11 protein-coding genes are annotated in these 18,800 nt (G+C 75.3%); 6 read left to right on the top strand and 5 right to left on the bottom strand.

Annotated elements, in window-relative coordinates; all coding sequences use genetic code 11:
- The first annotated feature begins 19 nt into the window (after positions 1–19).
- Positions 20–1,249 (top strand): glycoside hydrolase family 88 protein, encoded by a 1,230-nt coding sequence (locus tag IEZ20_RS25310; RefSeq protein WP_189302676.1) that lies wholly within the window; start codon positions 20–22, stop codon positions 1,247–1,249.
- 35 nt (positions 1,250–1,284) lie between these two features.
- Here the strand turns inward: IEZ20_RS25310 and IEZ20_RS25305 are convergent, their stop codons facing one another.
- A complete protein-coding gene (locus IEZ20_RS25305) occupies positions 1,285–2,079 on the bottom strand; it encodes an SDR family NAD(P)-dependent oxidoreductase (protein WP_189302674.1) in 795 nt (264 codons plus the stop codon).
- Between the two features lie 674 nt (positions 2,080–2,753).
- Between IEZ20_RS25305 and IEZ20_RS25300 the strand changes: the two genes are divergently transcribed.
- The 3 genes from IEZ20_RS25300 to IEZ20_RS25290 all read left to right on the top strand — a co-directional run bounded on the left by IEZ20_RS25300 (position 2,754) and on the right by IEZ20_RS25290 (position 8,238).
- The gene (locus IEZ20_RS25300) at positions 2,754–3,122 is read left to right on the top strand and encodes a hypothetical protein (RefSeq protein ID WP_189302672.1); all 369 of its coding nucleotides are present in this window, start codon (positions 2,754–2,756) and stop codon (positions 3,120–3,122) included.
- Between the two features lie 217 nt (positions 3,123–3,339).
- On the top strand, positions 3,340–7,236 hold the full coding sequence (locus IEZ20_RS25295; RefSeq protein WP_189302670.1) for an nSTAND1 domain-containing NTPase: 3,897 nt from the start codon (positions 3,340–3,342) through the stop codon (positions 7,234–7,236).
- A 141-nt stretch (positions 7,237–7,377) separates the two neighbouring features.
- Positions 7,378–8,238, top strand: a complete 861-nt coding sequence (locus IEZ20_RS25290) for a C40 family peptidase (RefSeq protein WP_189302668.1) — start codon at positions 7,378–7,380, stop codon at positions 8,236–8,238.
- A 20-nt stretch (positions 8,239–8,258) separates the two neighbouring features.
- Here IEZ20_RS25290 and helR read toward each other — a convergent pair whose 3' ends face one another.
- Positions 8,259–10,442, bottom strand: a complete 2,184-nt coding sequence (gene helR, locus IEZ20_RS25285; RefSeq protein WP_189302665.1) for an RNA polymerase recycling motor ATPase HelR — start codon at positions 10,440–10,442, stop codon at positions 8,259–8,261.
- An 80-nt stretch (positions 10,443–10,522) separates the two neighbouring features.
- Entirely contained in the window at positions 10,523–11,734 is a 1,212-nt protein-coding gene (locus IEZ20_RS25280; RefSeq protein WP_189302664.1) for a glycosyltransferase, read from the bottom strand.
- A 248-nt stretch (positions 11,735–11,982) separates the two neighbouring features.
- On the opposite strand from IEZ20_RS25280, the gene IEZ20_RS25275 reads away from it, so the two are divergent.
- The gene (locus IEZ20_RS25275; protein ID WP_189302662.1) at positions 11,983–14,130 is read left to right on the top strand and encodes an FUSC family protein; all 2,148 of its coding nucleotides are present in this window, start codon (positions 11,983–11,985) and stop codon (positions 14,128–14,130) included.
- Between the two features lie 251 nt (positions 14,131–14,381).
- Here IEZ20_RS25275 and IEZ20_RS25270 read toward each other — a convergent pair whose 3' ends face one another.
- Together IEZ20_RS25270 and IEZ20_RS25265 are read right to left on the bottom strand one after the other, a co-directional pair.
- Complete coding sequence (locus IEZ20_RS25270; protein WP_189302660.1) at positions 14,382–14,675, bottom strand: phosphopantetheine-binding protein; 294 nt, start codon at positions 14,673–14,675, stop codon at positions 14,382–14,384.
- A 46-nt stretch (positions 14,676–14,721) separates the two neighbouring features.
- On the bottom strand, positions 14,722–16,089 hold the full coding sequence (locus tag IEZ20_RS25265; protein WP_189302658.1) for a condensation domain-containing protein: 1,368 nt from the start codon (positions 16,087–16,089) through the stop codon (positions 14,722–14,724).
- Positions 16,090–16,310: 221 nt separating this feature from the next.
- On the opposite strand from IEZ20_RS25265, the gene IEZ20_RS25260 reads away from it, so the two are divergent.
- Positions 16,311–18,788: an amino acid adenylation domain-containing protein gene (locus IEZ20_RS25260; protein WP_189302656.1), complete on the top strand. Its 2,478-nt coding sequence runs from the start codon at positions 16,311–16,313 to the stop codon at positions 18,786–18,788.
- Positions 18,789–18,800: the final 12 nt, after the last annotated feature.

The following is an 18,800-nucleotide window of genomic DNA, read 5'->3' as shown; positions in this document are numbered from 1 at the left end:
GCGGAGTGGGAGGGCGACCATGAGCGTTTCCCGGCGTGCGCTGTTGGCCACGGCGGCCGGTGCGGCGGCCGTAGGAGCCTCCGCGGTGCCGGCCGCGGGGGCAACGGACCGGCAGGCACCGACGGCGACCCTGCGGACGCTCCGGTCGGCGGCGGACTACGCCGTCGAGAAGGTCCGCACCGTCGCCCCGGGCGTGACCGGCTTCCCGGTCGGCACGAAGTTCGAGAAGTGGACGTACTCCCGCACCGGGGACTGGGTGGGCGGATTCTGGCCCGGAACCCTGTGGATGGCCTGGCTCCACACCAAGGACGACTCCTTCCGCACATGGGCGATCGACTCGGCCCGCGGCCTCGCCCCCCGTCAGTACGACACGGGCACCCACGACCTCGGCTTCCTCTTCACCCCCTCGTGGGTCACCGCGTGGCGGCTGACCGGCGACGAGACGTGGCGGACCGGGGCGCTCCAGGCCGCCGACTCCCTGAGCCGGCGGTACAACCCGCGCGGCAGGTTCATCCGGGCCTGGGGCGCGCTGACGGACCGCACCAACGCGGGCCGCGTCATCATGGACACGATGATGAACCTGGACCTGCTGGCCTTCGCCAGCCGGGAGACCGGCGACGACAGGTACCTGGACATCGCCGTGGAGCACGCGAAGACCGCGCAGCGCGTCTTCCCCCGACCGGACGGATCCACCCCGCACGTCTTCGACTTCGACCCGGACACCGGCGCGCCGATCGGCCCGAACACCGTCCAGGGGTACAGCCCCGCCTCCTGCTGGTCACGCGGACAGGCCTGGGGGATCTACGGCTTCACCACGATGTACCGGCGCACCGGGAACACGGAGTTCCGGGACACCGCGCGCAGACTGGCCGACTTCGCCATCGGGGCGCTGAGCTCGGACCACGTCCCGGTCTGGGACTACCGCGCGCCGCAGCAGCCGTACGACGTCAAGGACGCCTCCGCCGGCGCCGTCATGGCCTGCGGCCTGCTCGACCTGCACGCGGCCACGGGCAGCCACACCTACCGCGAGGTGGCGCTGCGCCTGCTCACCGCGCTCGCGGACACCTGCCTGACGAGGAACTCGGCCCGCGCCGACGCCGTCGTGGCCCGCTGCACCCGCAACCGCCCGGCCGAGGACGGCATCGAGATCTCACTGCCCTACGCCGACTACTACCTGCTCGAAGGCATCCTGCGCGTGCTCCGGCCCGAGGACGTCGACCGGGCCATCGATCTGTCACAGCCGCGCTGACGCGCCCACCGGCACCCCGGCACCCGCGACCGCCGTCACGGCAGGATCGAGTCGATGTACCCGCCGTCCACCCGAAGCGCTCCGCCGGTCGTGGCCGACGCCTGCTCGGAGCTGAGGTAGACGACCATGTGGGCGATCTCCTCCGGCTCGATCAGCCGCTGCAGCAGCGACTGCGGGCGGTACTCGCGCATGAACGCGCGCTGCGCCTGCTCCCAGGGCAGGTCCCGGTCGACGAGGTCGTACACGAAGTCCTCGACGCCGCCGGTGTGCGTGGGACCCGCGATGACCGAGTTCACCGTGACGCCCGTGCCCGCCGCCTTCTTGGCGAAGCCGCGGCTCACCGCCAGCAGCGCGGTCTTCGACATCCCGTAGTGGATCATCTCGGCGGGGATGACCACCGCCGAGTCGCTGGCGACGTACAGGACGCGCCCCCAGCCGCGCTCGGTCATGCCCGGCAGATACCGCCGGGTCAGCCGTACGCCGGCGAGGACGTTCACCTCGAAGTAGCGCCGCCACTCGTCGTCGGTGATCTCCAACGGGTCCGCGGCGCCGAAGACGCCCAGGTTGTTGACGAGGATGTCCACCTGCGGCAGCAGCTCCGCCACCCGGGCCGCGCCCTCGTCGTCGGACACGTCGGCGGCCACCGGCACCAGTTCGGCGCCGGGAGCCCGCTGTGCCAGCGCGGCGACGCTGTCGGCCACCCGCCGCTCGTCGCGGCCGTTGACGCCCACGCGGGCACCGGCCCGGGCGAGGGCGACGGCGATGGCGGCACCGATGCCCTGCGTCGAGCCGGTGACCAGCGCGGTGCGTCCTGTCAGGTCGATCTGCATGGGTCGGCGGGTTCCCTTCGAGCGCGCGTGGATGCCACGGGCCGCCAAGTCTGACGGCCGGGAGCGCGGAATCGGCGAACGGCGCGACCGCGCTGGGCCGTTCGGCCCCGTCCGCGGGAAGGTCGTCCCCGGCCCGTCCGAGGCAAGGCCGTCCCCCGCCCGTCCGCGGGAACGCCGTCCCCGACCCGTCCGAGGCAAGGCCGTCCCCGACCCGTCCGAGGCAAGGCCGTCCCCGGTCCGTCCGAGGCAAGGCCGTCCCCGGTCCGTCCGAGGCAAGGCCGTCCCTGGCCCGTCTGCGGGAACGCCGTCCGCGACCCGACCGAGGGCAAGGCCGTTCGCGGCCCGTCCGAGGGAAGGCCGTCTCCCGCCCCTCCGCGGGAACGCCGTCCCTGGCCCGTCCGAGGCAAGGCCGTTCCCCGCCCGTCTGCGGGAACGCCGTCCGCGACCCGACCGAGGGCAAGGCCGTTCGCGGCCCGTCCGAGGGAAGGCCGGCCCCGGTCCGTCCGTACGCCGTTGCCCGCTGCTCCCCCTCCCGCCGGTCACGGCCGGTTTCCCGGGTGCGGGGGCGACGGGCGACGGGAAACCCGTCGACCCCGGCCGGGCGCCGCGGGACCGTGAAGCCGTCAACACCAGTCACGGCCTGCGACGACGCAGGAGAACTGCAAGGGGGAACCATGCGCACGATGATTCGCGGGGCCGCCGCGTTCGCGACCGCCACGGCGGCGCTCCTGGCGATGAGCGGCGCGGCCCACGCGCGGCCGGCGGCCGACCCGTGGGCCGGCTGCCCGGACGGCGCGGTCTGCGTCTACCCGCAGAACCAGGACCCGGCCCGGTCGCCGAGCCTGGTCCTCTACAGCTACGGCCCGCACAACCTCAGCAACCAGGTCGGCCGGCACTGGGTCCTCAACAACCAGTACGGCGGGGCCACCGCGAGCCTGTGCACGGGCTACAACGGCACCGGCTGCGGCGAACCCGTCGCCGAGGGGACCGGCGTGTACGCCGACCTGACGCCGATCAACTCCATCACCCTCAACCGGCCGTAGGGAAACGGCAGAAGAGGACCGCGGACCCTCGGCCGCCGTACCCCACCCACGGCCGGCCGAAGGGGAACCACGGGGGAGGCTTCCGGAACCGTGACCGCGGTTGGCGGAAGCTTGATTTCGGCCACTGTGCACGCATGGCTGGGCCACCTGTCCGACCCCGGCAGTAACCTGGGCTCCCGCCGTCTCACGGCCTGGGCACGCTTGCCATGGGGGACCCTTGGGGGAGCCGCGACAGGGAGCCGGCAACGGCTACCGGAACGAGAACGACGGGGACCGGGCGGTGCCGACCACACCGTCCTTCCCCGCACACCTACGACGACTGAGGCAGCAGCGCGGTCTGTCACTCGCCGACCTGGCCCGACAGACCCACTACAGCAAGGGGTACCTGAGCAAGATCGAGACCGGCGCGAAGCGCCCGACCGTCGACGTGGCCAGCCGCTGCGACCGGATCCTGCGCGCGGACGGCGAGTTGCTGGCCCTGGTCGTCCCACCGCGCCCGGCACGCACCGCCGAGGGCAACGATGTCACCGGCCCTGCCTGTCCCTACCCGGGCCTGTCGGCGTTCACCACGGAGGACGCCGGCCGCTTCTTCGGCCGGGAGCGGGCCACGGCCGCCCTCGTGGAACGGGTCTTCGGCAGGGTCGGCAAGGGACCGCTGCTGCTCGTCGCCCCCTCGGGCGCGGGCAAGTCGTCCCTGCTCAACGCCGGTCTGGTGCCCGCCCTGTGGCGGCCCGGCGGCTTCCCGATGGCCGGCGCCGACCGCTGGCCGGTCGTCACCCTCACGCCCACCGCGCACCCGTCGCGGGAACTGCTGGAGCGCGCCGCGAAGGTGCTCGGCGGCGACCTGGACCTCACCGCCGCCCGGCTGGCCGAGCGGCCCGAGGCCCTCCTCGACGCCGTACGGACCCGCGCGGACACGCCCCCGGCGGGGCGCCGGCCACCACCCCCGCCCCGGCTCGTCCTGCTGGTCGACCAGTTCGAGGAACTGTTCACCCTTTGCGCCGACGAGGACGAACGGCGCACCTTCGCCCGCGTGCTGTGCGCGCTGGCCGCGCCCGCACCGTCGGCCGCCCACGATCCCGCGGTGGTCGTCCTCGGCGTACGCGCCGACTTCTCCGGCCGCTGCCTCGACCTGCCCGAACTCGCCCCCGCCTTCACCGACGGCCTGCACGTCCTGCCCCCGATGTCCACGGCGGAGCTGATCGAGTCCATCACCCGCCCCGCCGAACTCGCCGGGCTCACCCTCGAACCCGGGCTCGTCCCGTTGCTGCTGCGGGACGCCGGACTCACCGGCGACACCGGCGACCCCCGCGAGCCCGGCACACCGGGCGCACCCGGCGCGCCCGGCGCCCGGGGCGTGCCCTCCGGTGCGCTGCCCCTGGTCTCCCACGCGCTGCTCGCCACCTGGCGCCACCGCGAGGGGGACACCCTCACCGTCGCCGGGTACGAGAGCACCGGCGGCATCCAGGGCGCCGTGGCACGCACCGCCGAGGACGCCTTCGCCCAGCTGTACCCCGCCGAGCAGCAGACCATCCGCCGCATCCTGTCCCGGCTCGTGCACGTCTCCGACGGCACCGGCGCCACCCGGCGCCGGGTCCGCCGTACCGAGCTCATGGCACAGTCGTCCGACGCGGCGGGCGCCGACACCGCGCTCGACGTGTTCGTCCGCGCCCGGCTCGTCACCGTCGACAGCGACAGCGTGGAGATCGCCCACGAGGCCCTGCTGCACAGCTGGCCCCGGCTGCGGGACTGGATCAGCGCCGACCGGGCCGGCCTGCTCGTCCGCCAGCGACTCGGCCACGCCGCGGCCGCGTGGGAACGCGAGGGCCGCGACCCGTCGGCGCTCTACCGCGGCACCCGGCTGGACACCGTGCGCTCCTGGGCGGCGGACACGCGGGGACTCGGCCCGCTGGGCCCCGTGGAGGAGGCGTTCCTGCACGCCAGCGAGACCGAGGAGGAGGCCCGGCAGCGGCAGACACGGCGTCAGGTCCGGCTGCGGCAGGCGATGACGGCCACCCTCGTCGTCCTGCTCGGCTGCGCCCTGGCCGCCGGAGGCCTCGCCCACCGGCAGCGCGCCGACGCGCTCGCCCAGGAACGCCTCGCCCGCTCCCAGGCCCTGGCCGTCCGGTCCACCCTGCTGGCCGGGGGCCGCCCGGAGGCCTCGATGCTGCTCGCCGCCGAGGCCTACCGCACCCAGCCCACCGCCACCACCCGCGGCGCCCTGCTGAGCACGCAGGCCGAGCCCTTCGCAGCCCGGCTCGGCGGCCACCGCGGCCCGGTCAACGCGGTGGCCTTCGCCCCGGGCGGCCGTCTGCTGGCCACCGCCGGCTCGGACGGCACGGTCCGGCTGCGGCGCCTGACCGACCACCGGACGACCACGACGCTGAGCGTTCCCGGCCGGGTCCGTGCCCTCGCCTTCAGCCCGGACGGCCGTACCCTCGCGGTCACCTCGACCGACGGACCGGCACGGCTGTGGTCGCCGTCCCGCCCGTCCCGCACCACCCTGCTGCCGGACACCGGAGCGGCCCGCGCGGTCGCCTTCGCCCCGCGCGGGCACACCCTCGCCGTCGCCGCCGCCGACGGAGCCGTCCAGCTCTGGGACACGGCCCGCGCCCCGCGGCGGACGGCCCGCCTCACCGGGCACTCCGGCGAGGTCGACGCGCTCGCGTTCGCCCCGGACGGCCGTACGCTCGCCTCCGCCGGCGCGGACCGGACCGTACGGCTGTGGGACCCCGGCCGGGCCCGGCGGCCGGCCGTCCTGCGCGGTCACACCGACACGGTGCTCGGCCTGGCGTTCGCCCCCGACGGCCGCGGCCTGGCCAGCGGGGGAGTGGACCGGACCGTACGGCTGTGGGACGTCGGACGCCGGCGGGTCACCGCGACACTCACCGGGCACAGCGACGACGTCAACGCGGTCGCCTACACCCGCGACGGCACCACCGTGATCAGCGCGAGCGGGGACGGCACGACCCGGCTGTGGGACATCCGGAGCGGACGGCTCGTCACCACCCTCAGCGGCCACACCGACTACGTGATGTCCGTGGCGGTCGACACCACCAGCACGCTGCTCGCCACCGGCGGGTTCGACCAGTCCGTGGTCCTGTGGGACCTGCGCGGCCGCACCCTGGCCGCCCGCCCGTTCACGGAGGTCTCCGCCGTCGCCTACCGGCCCGACGGGCGGCAGCTGGCCACCGCGGACGCCGACCACACCGTACGGCTGTGGGACCCGGACCCGGCCCGCCGGCGCGGCACCCCCACGACCCTGACGGGACAGCACGGCAGCGTCACCACCGTGGCCTACGCGCCGGACGGGCACACCCTCGCCGCGGCCGGTTCCGACGGCACGGTGGTGCTCTGGGACACCACCGCCCGCCGCCCGCGCACCGTGCTGCACGGCCACCGCGGAGCCGTGTTCGACGTGGCGTTCGCCCCCGACGGCCGCACCCTCGCCTCCGCGGGCGCCGACCGCACCGTCCGCCTCTGGGACGTCCCCGGCCGCCGCCCGCTCACCGTCCTCACCGGCCACACCGACTACGTCAACGGCGTCGCCTTCAGCCCCGACGGCCGCCAACTGGCCAGCGTCGGCGACGACCTGACGGTCCGGCTGTGGGACGCCCGGACCCACCGCCCGCTGGCCAGGCTGACCGGCCACACCGGTGCCGTGCGGGGCGTCGCCTTCAGCCCCGACGGCCGCACCCTGGCCAGTGCGGGCAACGACGGCACCGTACGGCTGTGGGACGCCGCCCGGCACCGGCTCCTCGACTCGCTGACCGGCCACACCGGCTCGGTGCGCGGCCTGGCGTTCTCACCGGACGGCCGGCTGCTCGCCAGCAGCGGCAACGACCGTACGGTACGGCTGTGGGACGTGCCCGGACGGCGGCCGTGGGCCACGCTCTCCGGGCACACCGACGCCGTGTGGGGCGTGGCCTTCGCCCCCGACGGGCGGACGGTGGCGAGCAGCAGCTACGACGGCACGGTACGGCTGTGGAACCCGGACACCGGGACCCGGCTGGCGGAGATCTGCCGCCTGGACCGCGGGACGGACCCGGCGACCCGCCGCTCCCTGCTCCCCGGCGAGCCCGCCCCCGGCGCCTCCGCGTGCCCGCGGAACTGAACAACCGCCCTGACGGCAGGGGGTTTCCCGAACGTTTCCCGTTGCCCGTCGCAGAAGGCCCGCGCGTCCTTGTCGACCGGCACGCCGTGCCCGGGAAGGCTGTCCACCGACCACACCACAGAACGAAACGGGGGTTCCGGCATGCTCCGGCGGACCGGCGCCATCGGCGCGCTCATCGCCCTGCTCACAGCACTCTTCCTCACCCGGCCGGCGCTCGCCGCCGGCCGGCTCCCCGGGCCGGCCGACGGCGGCTGCGCCGTCCTCGCCCCGGGCGCCACGGCCGCGGCCGAACGGGCCGTCGACACCGCCTGCGCGCAGGTCGCGGCCGGTGTCTGGTACACCTGGGGCGGCGGCCACGGCGCGCAGCCCGGCCCCACCTACGGCAAGGTCGACCCGACCGACCCGGCCAGCGAACACGATCCCGAGCGCCTCGGCTTCGACTGCTCGGGCCTCGTCCGCTACGCCTACGCCCGAGCCACCGGGGCCGACATCCTCGACGGCGACGCCAGCGCCCAGTACTACACCCACCGCACCGCCGCCCGCTTCACCGCGGCCGAGGGCCTCGCCCCGCTGCGCCCCGGGGACCTGCTCGCCTACGGCACCTCGGCCGACCTGCACCACATCGCCCTCTACCTCGGCGCGGGCAGGATGGTGGAGGCCCGGCAGTCCGGCACCAAGCTGATGGTCGGTGACGTCCGCCTCGGCGGCGACTACTTCGGGGCCGTCCGCGTCAACACCGGCACCGTCGAGGGGCCCGTCCTGCGCACCTGGGGCACCGGCGTGTGGACCAAGGCCCAGCCCTCCGTCCGGGCCGCCCGCGTCTACGCCTTCCCCGGCCCCACGACGATCCGCGTCGCCTGCCAGAAGCACGCCGAACCCGTCACCGCCGAGGGCTACACCAACGACGCCTGGTCCTACCTCCCCGACTACCGCGCCTGGGTCACCAACATCTACATCCAGGGCCCGGCCTGGCTGGACGGCGTACCGGCCTGCACCACCTGAGCGGCCGGGCCCCGCCGGGTTCAGACGCTGGTGAGGACGACGAGCTGCCGGGTCGCCCGGGTCATCGCGACATAGCGGTCCACCGCACCCTCCACACCCGCGCCGAACCCCTGCGGATCGACCAGCACGACCAGGTCGAACTCGAGGCCCTTCGCCAGCTCCGGGGTCAGCGAGCGCACCCGGGACGTCGACCGGAACGCGGGATCGCCGATGACACAGGCGGTCCCGTCGGCGTGTGCGGCGAGCCAGGTGTCGAGGAACGGGCGCAGGTCCGCCACGGACCCGTGGACGACGGGGACACCGCCGCTGCGGATGGAGACCGGCACGTTGGCGTCCGGGAGCACCGCCCGGATGACCGGCTCGGCCTCCGCCATGATCTCCTCGGGCGTCCGGTAGTTGATGCTCAGCGAGGCCAGTTCGATCCGGTCGAAGCCGACCCGTTCGAGCCGTTCCCGCCAGGACTCCGTGAAGCCGTGCCGGGCCTGGGCGCGGTCCCCGACGACGGTGAAGCTCCGGGACGGGCAGCGCAGCAGCAGCATCTGCCACTCCGCGTCGGTCAGTTCCTGCGCCTCGTCCACGACGACGTGCGCGAACGGGCCGGCGAGCAGGTCCGGGTCGGCGGCCGCCAGTTCCGACTCGTCGACCAGGCTGACCTTCGCGTCCTCCCCGCGCAACATCCGCACCAGGCCCTCGCCGTCGTCTCCGTCGGCACCGGAGGCGGCCGCCGCCTCGATGAGGTTGTCGACCACCTGTGCCATGCGCTCGCGCTGCGCGGCGAGGACGGCCTCCTGCCGGCGCCTGCGCCGGGCCGTCTCGGGGTCGCCGAGCCGCTGCCGTGCCGCGTCGAGGAGCGGCAGGTCGGACACCGTCCAGGCCTGGGCGTCCGCGCGCTGCAGCCGCCGTACCTCCTCGCGGGTCAGCCAGGGGGCGCACAGCCGCAGGTAGGCGGGCACCGACCACAGGTCCCCGACGAGATCGGCCGCCTCCAGCAGCGGCCACGCCCGGTCGAACGCCGTGCGCAGCTCCCGGTTCTGCCGCAGCGCCCTGCGCAGCAGCTCGGGCGGGGCACCGCCGTCGACGTCGCCGTCCAGCTTGTCCACCAGGATCGTCAGCAGCTCCTCCCAGACCTGCTCGCGGGCCTCGTTGTGCGCGGCGCCGGGCTCCGCCGCGTCGAACGCCACGGCCCAGTCGCCGGGGCTCAGCCAGACCTCGGACCAGGGGGTGCCGACCGTCATGCCCTCGGCGGGCGGCTCCTCGTAGAACCGCACGGCCTTCTCGATCGCCTTCACCATGTCCGCCGACGACTTCAGCCGGACCACCTCCGGGTCGGTCTCGGCCACGGCGTCCGCGCCCTCCGCGACGAGGTCCCGCAGGGTGCAGGTCTGCACGCCCTCCTCGCCGAGGCTGGGCAGGACGTCGGAGACGTAGGCCAGGTACGGCCGGTGCGGGCCGACGAACAGGACGCCGCCCCGGCGGTGGCCCACCCGGGGATCGGAGTGGAGGAGGTAGGCGGAGCGGTGCAGGGCGACGACCGTCTTTCCCGTCCCCGGGCCGCCGTCGACCACCAGAGCGCCGCGCGACCCCGCCCGGATGACGGCGTCCTGGTCGGCCTGGATGGTGCCGAGCACGTCCCGCATCCGCGGCGAACGGGTGTCGCCGAGGCTGGCGATGAACGCGGACTGGTCGTCCAGGGCGGCATGCCCGGCCAGCCCGTCCGGGGTGAACACCTCGTCCCAGTAGTCGCTGATCCGGCCGTCGGTCCAGCGGTACCTGCGGCGGCTCACCAGCCCCATCGGGTTGGCGTGGGTCGCGCCGAAGAAGGGCTCGGCGGCGGGGGAGCGCCAGTCCACCAGCAGCCGGCGGCCCGTGCTGTCCGTCAGGCCGAGCCGCCCGATGTACACGGGCTCGGAGCCGTCCGCGCCGACCATGCGGCCGAGGCACAGGTCCAGGCCGAACCGGCGCAGGGTGCGCAGGCGGGCGGTCAGCCGGTGGATCTCCGCATCCCGGTCCATCGCCTGCCGGCCCATGCCGCCCGGCGCCCTGCGCTCGGCGTCCAGGCGTCGGGTCAGGTCGGCGATCGTCTGCTCGAGACACGCCGCGATGGCCGCGAAGTGCTGCTCGTCGCCGGCGATCAGGGCCGGGTCGGCCTTGGGGGCGAGGCGCTCGGGAAGATCGAAGGCGCCGGTGGTCAGGGGCTGTGTCATATCAGTGGGCTCCGTGGTGAGGCCGCTCGCGACCATGCGCGCGGCGGGGCGTCCGGACGGCTGCGACGAACCTGGTGGTCTCAGCCGTGCGCGTCGAGCAGCAGCCGTGCCGCCACCTCCGCCCCGTCGGCGCGGACCCGGCCCGCCAGGGCACCGGCCCGGGCGCGGGTGCCGGGGGCGAGGGCCGTCTCGAGCGCGGCGGACAGCGAGTCGAACGCCGGCGTGGGGCCGTCGTGGGCCGCGCCGATCCCCAGCTCGGCCACCCGGCCGGCCCAGTACGGCTGGTCCGCCACCTGGGGGACCACCACCTGGGGCGCGCCGGCCCGGGCGGCCGTCGTCGTGGTGCCGGCGCCGCCGTGGTGCACGACGGCCGCCACCCGGCCGAACAGGGCCTGCTGGTTGACCTCGCCGACCACGCAGCAGTCGTCCTGGCCGTCGACCGGGGACAGACCGGCCCAGCCGCGGGCCAGGACCACACGGCGGCCCTGCGCGCGGACCGCCTCGACGACGACCCGGGCGGCGTCCGGCGACGCGTGCAGGGGCATGCTGCCGAAACCCACGTACACCGGCGGCGCACCGGCGTCCAGGAACGCCGACAGCTCGGCGGGGAGCGGGCGTTCGTCGGGCAGGATCCACGCGCCGGTCTGGACGACGTCGAGGCCGGGCCGCTCGTACAACGGGTCCAGGACGGGGTCCGTCGCCACCCACGGCCGGCCGCCGACGACGTAGTCACGGACGTGGTCCACCGCCGGCAGGCCGATCGCGGCCCGGTTCGTGTTGAGCGCCTCGCCGAACAGCGCGTCGGTGTGCCGGGTGTCCAGGTCCCACAGCGCCTGGTGGTCCGTCACCTCCGGCGGGAGCGGCCGGCCCGGATAGGCCAGTGGCGGGTGGTGCGGCGACGGCACGGTGAGCTGCTGGAAGGTCACGGACACGGCGCGGACACCGAGCCGCTCGGCCACCGACAGCGCGCCGGCCGCGGCGGGCAGCGGACCGGTCGCCACCAGCACGTCACAGCCCTCGGCCGCCGCGGGGAGCGTCTCCAGCTGACCGGCGATCAACCCGGCCGCGCGCTGCGGCAGGGACGCGGGCTCCGGCCGGGCCCTGGTCAGCTCGCGCGCCGACGGGCCGACCGGTATCAGCGGCACGCCGGCATCGGCCAGCCGTCGCGCGAAGTCCTCGTCCGGCGGCGCGCAGACCCGCACCTGTGCGCCGTGCTCCCGCAACCGCGCGGCGAGTCCGGCCATCGGTTCGACATCCCCGCGCGACCCATACGTCGACAAAAGCACACGCACTGAGTGAATCTCCAATTTCCGCAGCTTCCTGGCTTCGGCCGGCAATTCTGCGGGACGACGGGGGCCTTGCCGCAAGCCCCCCAGTGCGCTATAAGTTGAGAGTGGCAAGGAGTGGGTGTCCTCCTTGCCTTCGTTTTTGCCGCCGATTCCGGTGTGCTGTCCGCGCCTTTCCTCCCGCCTCGTTCCCAGCCGCCCGCTGCGCCGGGCCGTGAGGTGCCGGACCCCCGGCCGTCGGCGATTCTGTAGGGGTGTGGGGTGTCCCGGCGGCCCGGCTGCCGACGGCCTACGCCGCCTCCGGCCGTCGTGCGCTGCGCGTGACGCTGGTCGCGGCGGCGGGCTTCTACGCCTTCCGCTACGGCCTCGACCGCCCCGTGGCGGCGACGTACGCCCTGTTCACCGTGGTGGCTCTGGGCGGACTGTCCAGGATCCCCGGCACCGGCCGGCAGCGCGCGGCGTTCATCGCGCGCCTGCTGCCGGTGTGCTGGGTCCTGGTGGTCCTCGGCACCTGTCTGTCGGTGCGCACGTGGAGCGCCGTCCTCGGCATGCTGGTGGTCGGCTTCACGCTGGCCTTCTCCGCCGTGGGCGGACCGCGTCCGGCGGGGGCGGCGCCGGGCCTCCAGCTCCTCTACATCCTGCCGTCCTTCCCGCCGTACGATCCCGGCTCGCTCGGCGACCGGCTGCTCGGGACGACCACGGGCGTGGCCCTGTTCGTCGCGGCCGAGGCACTGCTCCTGCCCGAGCCCGCCCCGCCGTCGTACCGGGAGCGGGCCGCCCGCGCGGCCCTGGTCGCCGAGAGGTGCGCGGCGCGGCTCGCCGCCGCCCGCACCGCCCTGACCGGCACCGACATCCGGGCGGCCCAGGAGGCGAGCCAGGCGCTGCGCCCGCTCAGCGTGCCGGAGGCGGAGCGCCCCGCGGGACCCGGCGTACGCGAGCGCGCCCTCAGCCACACCGGCCTGGCCATCCGCACTCTGCTCGGCAGACTCGCCCGGCTGCCCGCCGTGCGGGACGACGCGACGGCACCCGACGTGACCGCCGTACTGCGGGCGGTGGCCCGCCTCGCCACGGCCACCGCCGGCTGTCTGCGCACCGGGACGTCCGCGGTGGCCCCGCGCGAGGAACTGCTCACGGCACGCGCACGCCTGTCCGCCGTGTCCGCCGGCCACCCGTCCCCCGGCGCCTGCCTTCCGCCCGATGTCCTGCGCTGCCACGCGGCCGTGCTGGAGGTCGCCGACGCGGCTCTCGCGATGGGCGCGGCGGCCGGTCTCGCGGTGGGCGGACGGCACGCCGCGGTCCCGCTGCCGCCCGGCCGCTTCTGGTACGCCACGACCCCGGCTCCGCTGCTGTGGTGGCACCGGGCGTGCGGCCACGCCGGACGCCGTTCGGTGTTCTTCCAGAACGCGGTGCGCATGGCCCTGGCCCTGACGGCCGTCCGGCTGGTGGCCGGAGTGGACACGCTGCCGCACGGGTTCTGGGCGATGCTGGCGACCCTCACCCTCACCCGGACCACCCTGGGCGAGACCTGGAGCACCATCCGCCTGGCGCTCGCGGGCACCCTGGCCGGGGCCCTGCTCAGCGCCGGCGTGCTCATCCTGGTGGGGTCCGACACCGCCGTGTACGCCGTCCTGCTGCCGGTGTGGATGCTGTGCGCCTTCACGGTGGGCCCGGTCCGGGGCGTCGGCTGGGCGCAGGGGATGTTCACCGTGCTCGTCGCGCTGGTCTTCGCGCAGCTGGCGCAGCCGACGTGGCGGCTGGCCGAGGTCAGGATGCTGGACGTGCTGATCGGCAGCGCGATCGGCGCCGTCTTCGGAGTGCTGGCCTGGCCCCGGGGCGCCCATGACGAACTGCACCGGGCCGCGGCGGACCTCCTGCGCCGGGCCGCGGAGACCGTCGTGGCGACCAGCGCCTCGGTCACGGCCGGGGCGGCCGCGGCCACGCCGTCGGGGGTGCCCGGCCACCGCTCCCTGCAGCGGGCCGTCGTCCTCGCGGAGTCCGCGTACGCGCAGGTGCAGAGCGAACCGACGCCCTTCGGGGGCGGCGGGCGCGGGGCGGACCCGCGCACGGTGGACTGGCAGGCGACGCTCATCGCCGGTCACCACACCCTGTGGGGCTCGGCCCGGCTGCTGGAGCCGCCGCCGACCGCGCTGAGCCCGGAGGCCGCCGAATCGGCCGGCACGCTGGGGGAGCGGGTGGCGGGACGCATGCTGCTCGTCTCGGCGGCCCTGGACCCGGCGGACGACGCCCCGGACGCGCCCCCGTCCCTGACCGACCCCGTCCTCGCCGGCTTCACCGCCGAGCCGCCCGGTGCTCCGCGGCGCTACTACGCGACCGTGGCCTGGCTCAGCGCGTTGATGACCGACCTCACCCGGATCACGCACGGCCCGCCGGGGAAAACATGACGACGCCCCCGCCGGCTTCCGCGCCCACGGACGGGCGGCCACGCCGGGCGTGGCCGCCCGTCACCACAGGACACGCTCCGGACATTACAGAGCGGACGTGCGACGACGCAGAGCGTGACAGGGTGCGCGTCGCGGGCGCGTGGAGCCCGGTGGTGTCCCGGGCCCGCTCGTGATCGCCCTTGACAGACACGCGAGTTGGCGAATGAGACGATCCCCGGCGTCGCCCCCGGTCTCCCCGCGGGCCGCCGGGGTCACGCGCCGGGGCTCCGGTCCAGGATCTCTCTCACCAGGACGGCCTGGGATTCGATCGTGGTGCTCTCGAACAGGTCGGGTACGGGGATCACGATCCCGAACTCCTGCTGCAGGCGCAGGCCGAGGCGCATGAGGCCCAGCGAGTAGCCGCCCAGGGTGAAGAAGCTGACGTTGGCCGGGGGGTCCGGGGCTCTGAGGAAGGCGGACCAGATCCCGGCGATCCTCTCTTCCTCGGGGCCCCTCGGCGCCCTGGGCGCGGGGCCCGTCTCGGGGGTGTCGGTCTCGGCCGTCATGCTGTGCCTCCTCGGAAGGCCGCGTGGGTGGGCGCCGGCATCGCCGTCACCCGCTCTGCCGCTGCACCGCCCGTACGGTCACGGGCAGTTCGGCCAGCGGTACCGCACCGCCGGTGGCGGCGATGGTCAGGACGTCGGTGAAGGACCCGGCGAGGAGGTTCAGGGTGTCCGGGCGGAAGAGGCCGGCCTGTCCGGCGAGGTAGCCGTGCAGACCCTGACCGGGTGTCTCGGTGACCTCGGTCAGCAGGTCCATCTCCCCTGCCGTCGGCGGCGGTTCGAGCACCTCCACCGTGGCGCCGCCCGGGAGCCGCCGCGGGGCGAGCAGCGGGACGCGCAGGGCGAACATGGCGGGCCCGAGACGGGTGTGGTGCCGGTCGCGCCGCCAGACCGCGCCGCGCACCATCCGCTCGTAGGGCAGGTCCTGGTGGTCGTACGCCTCCAGGCAGGTCAGGCGGACACGGCGGAGCAGTTCGAGCAGCGTGGGATCGCCGGACGCGTCCACGCGGATCGGCAGCGTGTTCACGAAGAAGCCGACGGTCCGGGTGAGTTCCTCGCGGGAACGCCCGGCCACCGGAACCGTCAGGACGAAGTCCCGCTGACCGGTGAAGCGGGCCAGGGTCGCGGCGTACGCGGTGAGCAGCAGCATGAACAGGCTGGCGCCGTGCCGGCGGGCCGTCTCGGTCAGCGCGACGGTGGTGGCAGGGCCGATCCGCACGGCGGCCGACGGCGCGGGACGGACACCGGGCGGGACGGGCTCCGGGACGGGGTCGGGCGGCAGCCGCAGCGGGGTCGCGCCGTCCAGCTTCCGGGACCAGTACGCGAGATGCTCCCGGGCCGGCTCGGACGTCAGCCACTCCCGGTGCCAGACGGCGAAGTCCGCGTACTGCAGCGGCGGTTCGGGCAGATCGGGGACGCCGCCGGCGGCCAGCCGGAGGTACAGCTCGGTCAGTTCCGACGTCATCAGGCGCATCGACCAGCCGTCGCCGACGATGTGGTGGACGGCCAGACCGAGCACGTGGTCCTCCGGCCCGACCCGGGCGAGACACGCCCGCAGCAGCGGCCCCTGGGCCAGGTCGAACGGGCGGCCGGCGAACCGCTGGAAGTCCGCCCGGATCCGGTCGCCCGCCGGACCGGTGCCGCCGCCGAGGTCGTACCCGACGAGGTCGACCGGCTCCGCCTCCCGGATCACCTGGCTCAACTCGCCCGAAGCGTCCATGCGGAACACCGTCCGCAGCGCTTCGTGCCGCTCGACCAGCAGGTCCAGGGACCGCCGGAGAGCGCCGGGGTCGAGGCGCCCCCGGACGCGCACCATGCCGGCGATGACGTACGGCGAGGCGTCCCGGAGCATGTGATGGATCAGCCACATCCACTCCTGGCCGGGCGAGGCAGGCAGGACGTACAGATCTCGGGGCATCCGGTTCCTCTGCGCTGGGGGCACTGGGGCACTGGAACACAACGGCTCGTCCCCATTGTGATCAGCCGTCGGCACTCGCCCAGTCGGGAACCTCCCTGACAGCGGTACGGCGATCGGTGTTCTCCCGACTCGTCGCCCCCGGTGTCCGGCCGGATCATGGCGGTGACCGGGCCGTGTCCGCCGGCCCTCCGTGCCGCCCCCTCGACCGAGCAGAGGCCCGCATGCCAGACCGCCCCTACGTGGAGTGGGAGTCCGACGCGTTCGACACCGCGGCGTTCCGGCGCGCTCGGGGCGTGATCGTGCCACGCCGGCGCGTGCTCGGTGGCCCGCCCGGGACCGACGGCGCCGCCCGGCCCTGGGACGTGCTTCTCACCCCGCTGCCGGGCGGTCGCACCCGCCTCCGCCCCGCCGTCGACCCGGCCGTGGCCGGCCGGCGGAACCTCGCGCACGTACTGCTGCCCGACCCGGTACCGCCCACCGCGGGCGGTGACGGCGCGGGCCGGGGAGCCGAACCCGACCGGTCGCGCGTCCGGTGCACGGGTGATCCCGCCCCGCCGCCCGCGCTCCCCGTCGCCCCGGCCCGGAACCCGGCCGCGCCGCCCACCTGGTGCCGTGCGTACCGCTCGACCGCCCCGGGCGTGTGGGAGGGGCTGGCCGAGGCCGCACGGTCGTACGGCGTCACGGCCGGCGACGCGGTCGTGGCCGCCTTCGCCGAGGTGCTCCGCACCTGGAGCACCACGCACCGCTTCGGCTTCACCCACGTCTGCGTCGGCACCCGTGGCATCAGGTCCGCGCAGTGGGAGAGGGACGCCGACGGCGCTACGTTCGCCGAGCGGGCCCGGCGGCCCCGGGCGAGCGCACCCGACCCGTCGTCCCCCGTCGTTCTCACCACGGCCCTGCACCGTGCACCGCCCGCGGGCTCCGGCCCGCCGGCCGTGGAACTCTCCCCGCGGCCCCAGGGCCTGCTCGGCGTGGACGTCACCCGGGACGAACGCGGTGCCGTCGCGGCGGTGTGGCAGTGGCCGGCCGACCGCTGCCCCCCGGGCACGACCGAGGCGATGGCGGACGCCTTCCGGCTGCTGCTGGAACGGCTGGGCGGGAACGGCCCGGACTGGACGTCGGAGCACCTGCGGCTCGTACCGGAGGAGCAACTCGCCCTGCGGGCACGGGTCAACGCCACACAGACCCCGCTGCCCGGCGGTCTGCTGCACACCCCCGTCATCGAGCAGGCCCGGCTGCGCCCGCACGCCCCCGCCGTGATCACCGCACACCGCACCCTCGACTACGGCGAGTTGCACCGCCGGATGAACCAGGTGGGGCGCCGCCTGCGGGAACTGGGCGCCCGGCCCGGCCGGCTGGTGGCCGTCGTCATGGACAAGGGCTGGGAACAGGTCGTCGCCCTGCACGGCGTCCTCGCCTCCGGCGCCGCCTACGTGCCGGTCGACCCGGCCGTGCCGGCGGAGCGGCTGCGCCGGCTGCTCGACCGGGCACGGGCCGGGCTGGTGCTGACCGAGAGCCGGACCGACGCGCGGGTCACCTGGCCGGACGGCGTCCGACGGCTGTGCGTCGACACCGACTTCGACGCGGTCGACGACGGCCCGCTGGAGCCGGTGCAGCGGCAGACCGACCTCGCCTACGTCATCTTCACCTCCGGTTCGACCGGCACCCCCAAGGGAGTCATGGTCGACCACCGGGGTGCGCTCAACGCCCTCCACGACGTCAACCGGCGCGTGGGCATGGGGCCCGGTGACCGGTGCCTGGCCCTGTCGGGCATCTGGTTCGACCTGTCGGTGTACGACACGTTCGGCGTGACCGCGGCCGGCGGGGCGGTGGTGGTCCCGGATCCGTCGCCGTACCCGGACCCCGGCCACTGGGCCCGGCTCATGGACGCCGCGGGTGTGACGTTCGTCCTGGCCGTGGCCGCGCTGCTGGAGATGCTGGCCGCGCACCTGGAAAGCGGCGGCGAGCGGCAGCGGATCGCCCGGCTGCGCACGGTGATCCAGGCCGGGGACATGCTGCCCGTCGCGCTCCCCGGCCGGTTGCGCGCCCTGAACCCGCGCGTGAGGGTCTTCAACGCGGGTGGCCCCGCCGAGAGCTGTGTGCTGTCGGTGATCCACGCCGTCGGCCCGGCCGGGCCCGCCGCCACGGGCATCCCGCTCGGCCGGCCCATGGCCAACCAGCGCTACCACGTCCTGGACGAACGGCTCCAGCCGTGCCCCGTCTGGGTCCCGGGAGAGATCCACATCGCCTCGGAGGTGGGGCTGGCCCAGGGCTACTGGCGGGACGGGGAACGGACCGCCGCGTGCTTCCGCCCGGTGCCCGGCCTCGGCGAACGCGTCTACGCCTCCGGGGACATCGCCCGCTACCTCCCCGACGGGGAGCTGGAGATCCTGGGCCGCAAGGACTTCCAGGTGAAGATCCAGGGGGTGCGCATCGAACTCGGCGAGATCGAGACGGCGCTGGCCGAACACCCCGCGGTGGCCTCGGCCGTGGTCGTGGCCGACCGCACGGTGCCCGACCTGCCCATGCTGCGGGCCTTCGCGGTGGCCGCGGGGGAGGCACGGCCCGAGCTGCGCGCCTTCCTCGCCCGGACGCTTCCCTCGGCCATGGTGCCCGCCGACGTCACCTGGCTGGAGCGGCTGCCGCTGAACGCCAACGGCAAGGTCGACCGGCTCGCCCTCGCCCGCCCGGACCGGTGAGGACGTACGAGA

Origin of the sequence: Streptomyces cinerochromogenes (assembly GCF_014648635.1) — a bacterium.
In the GTDB taxonomy this organism is placed as follows: domain Bacteria; phylum Actinomycetota; class Actinomycetes; order Streptomycetales; family Streptomycetaceae; genus Streptomyces; species Streptomyces cinerochromogenes.
Note: the sequence above shows the minus strand (reverse complement) of the source record. Positions and strands in the feature narration are given on the sequence as shown.